3 protein-coding genes are annotated in these 1990 nt (G+C 67.3%); all 3 read right to left on the bottom strand.

Features of this window, described 5'->3' with window-relative positions:
• Positions 1–116: 116 nt before the first annotated feature.
• Complete coding sequence (locus ACMO6A_RS08255) at positions 117–476, bottom strand: hypothetical protein (RefSeq protein ID WP_181874106.1); 360 nt, start codon at positions 474–476, stop codon at positions 117–119.
• A gap of 62 nt (positions 477–538) precedes the next feature.
• A complete protein-coding gene (locus ACMO6A_RS08250; protein ID WP_418471073.1) occupies positions 539–1495 on the bottom strand; it encodes a hypothetical protein in 957 nt (318 codons plus the stop codon).
• Between the two features lie 118 nt (positions 1496–1613).
• Positions 1614–1990, bottom strand: a 377-nt coding sequence (locus tag ACMO6A_RS08245; RefSeq protein ID WP_418471072.1) for a hypothetical protein, incomplete at its 5' end; no start/stop codon positions are given.

The raw sequence follows: 1990 nt of genomic DNA, 5'->3' as shown, positions 1-1990 counted from the left end.
TCGATGGCCGGCACGGCCCCCTCGACGGTGGCGGCGATGAGCGCGCACCCGGCGCCGTCGTCATGCTCGAGGACGATGAAATCGATGTTCTCATTCATAGAGAGACTCCTTAGACGTCAGTGTTTGATACCGTTATGCTCGCCGGTGCCGCCGTCGCTTCCGATGGCGGCCTTCGTCGCGGCTTCCGCCATGGCCTGCGGACTCTGTCCGCTTTCCCTTTTCCCGCGATTGAGCGACGCGTGCAGCCTGCGTCCGGATTCGAACTGGAGGTCCGCATGCCGTTTCCGGGCCGCGTAATATGCGGCGCTGTCGGCCTCGGTCCCGCCGAGACCGTGAACATGACTCATGTGGGCATCGACGAGCTCGGTCATCGCGTCGCCGTCCTTCTCGATTTCAGAAGCCAGCTCTGCATCGGAAAGCCTGCGCAGGGCGACCAGCTTGCTACTGTCTTTGGCCGCGGCCATATTCTGATTCATGGCGAAACCTCCAAAATGGATAGGCGGCGCGGCAGGCAACGCCCGCCGCGCCGGAAAGAACGTCAGTGCTTGTTGCCGCCGTGCTCGGCGACGGCCTTGGTGCCGCCCTCGGCTGCCGTGAGCGCCGCGGCGGCGATGCCCTGCGGGTCGCGGGGCTGCTGCATGGCAAGTCGCGCATCCCATTCGTCGAGCACGGCGGTATTGCGCAGGGTCGGCCCGAGGTCGGGCATCGCGCCGATGGGGTCGCGGACGACAACGCGCTCGTCGAATTTGCAGACCGCCGTGCGGTTGGCGAAATCGCGGATGGCCTCGATGCCGTCGAAGCCGTGCTTGTACACGCACAGTTCGCGCGTGCCGCCCAGGCCCTCGATGTCTTCGACGGTAATCTCGTCGTCCCCGATGAGGCCGCCGCCAATTTTGTACACGGCAAGGTCGCCGTCATCGCTGTCGGCGGGATATGCCATGACGAACGCGGCGTTTCCATCGCCGCTCGGCCAGATCGCGGCATCTGTGCACGTTGAGAGATCGAAGGCCTCCTTGTAGAAGTCGACGCCCTGCGCGGTCGAGATTCCGAAGTCGAGCTCGTCTTCGTCGATGATGGCGCTGATGGTATCCCAGCCGTCCTCGGTCAAGCGGTCCTGGAGGCCGTCGCGAAACATGAGCTGCCCGATTGCGGTATCGATGTTCTTCTCCGTGGCGGGGATGGGGTAGGCGAGGTATTCCGAGAGCGCCGCCGCGACATCCTCGCGGCACCATCGGATCGTGCAGAACTCGTCATCGCGCAGCTTGCCCTCCGCGATCGGGTATGGATGGCGGCACGAACGCTCGTAGTCGATCTTCGCCTCGGCGATATCGGTGAAGTAGTGCCCGGCGCCCCAGGAACGGGACTCGAAATCGTATCCGTCGGCGACGATGTAGGGCGATGCGTGCCCGCTCAGGACGGGCTCGCGGCCGCCCGACGTGGCGACGACGAGCGCGGTGCGCGTGCTCTCATCATATTCGAGGACGATGTGTTCCATGGCGAAACTCCTTAGGCGGTCCGGCGCGCAGAAGGCGCCGGCGATGCGGGTATTGCCCTGATGATAGGGACGCGGACCCGCCGTGTGAACGCATGTTCCCGAACGGGAAGGGCCGCCCCTAGAGCGCCGGCCCGCGCCCGGCGGCCTCTCCCTGCGCGGTCGATCCCGCGGCCCTCTTGGCGCCGCGCGCCTGCGTCTCGGGATCGGTGAGCGACAGGGAGCGCTCGCGCGCCTCGGCGGCGAGGCGCGCCACGAGGCAGGGGTCGGCCGTGTTGGGCGACAGCCCGCGCACGAGCGCGGAGCGGCAGCACCCGGCGAGCGTGTAGGAGTTGGCCGCCGGCGCTATCCCGGCGGGAAACACCGGGATGCCCGGCGTGTTTGCCGTGAGGACGGGCGAGGCGGCGGCGAGGCGTTCGAGCTCGAAGCGCGTGGGAGCCTCGGTAAGCAGGTCGGCCAGCGCGTCGGCCACGGCGTCGAGCGGGTCGCCGGCGATGC

This window comes from Eggerthella sp. (assembly GCF_048329335.1).
In the GTDB taxonomy this organism is placed as follows: domain Bacteria; phylum Actinomycetota; class Coriobacteriia; order Coriobacteriales; family Eggerthellaceae; genus Eggerthella; species Eggerthella lenta.
The sequence above is the reverse complement of the archived record's forward strand: the minus strand, read 5'-3'. Positions and strand labels throughout refer to the sequence as shown.